General features: G+C 53.0%; 1 rRNA gene. It reads right to left on the bottom strand.

Features of this window, described 5'->3' with window-relative positions:
- Positions 1-576, bottom strand: a 23S ribosomal RNA gene (locus B5D25_RS00005); the annotation flags it as partial.

Raw genomic sequence — 576 nt, 5'->3', positions numbered from 1 at the left:
CCCTTTCGGAGGCGACCGCCCCAGTCAAACTCCCCACCAGACATTGTCCCCACGCTGGATAACAGCTATGGGTTAGAAACCCAGTACGATAAGGGTGGTATCCCAACAGCGGCTCCACAGATCCTGACGGACCTGCTTCTCAGTCTCCCACCTATCCTGTACATATCGTACCGAATCCCAGTATCAAGCTAGAGTAAAGCTCCATGGGGTCTTTCCGTCCTGGCGCAGGTAACCAGCATCTTCACTGGTACTTCAATTTCACCGGGTGTGTTGTTGAGACAGTGCCCAAATCATTACGCCTTTCGTGCGGGTCGGAACTTACCCGACAAGGAATTTCGCTACCTTAGGACCGTTATAGTTACGGCCGCCGTTTACTGGGGCTTGAATTCAAAGCTTCGCCGAAGCTAACCTCTCCTCTTAACCTTCCAGCACCGGGCAGGCGTCAGCCCATATACTTCACCTTTCGGTTTTGCATAGACCTATGTTTTTGCTAAACAGTTGCTTGGGCCATTTCTCTGCGGCCATCCCGGAGGATGGCACCCCTTCTCCCGAAGTTACGGGGTCATTTTGCCGAGT

The organism is Eubacterium ruminantium, assembly GCF_900167085.1.
In the GTDB taxonomy this organism is placed as follows: domain Bacteria; phylum Bacillota; class Clostridia; order Lachnospirales; family Lachnospiraceae; genus Eubacterium_Q; species Eubacterium_Q ruminantium.
The sequence above is the reverse complement of the archived record's forward strand: the minus strand, read 5'-3'. Positions and strand labels throughout refer to the sequence as shown.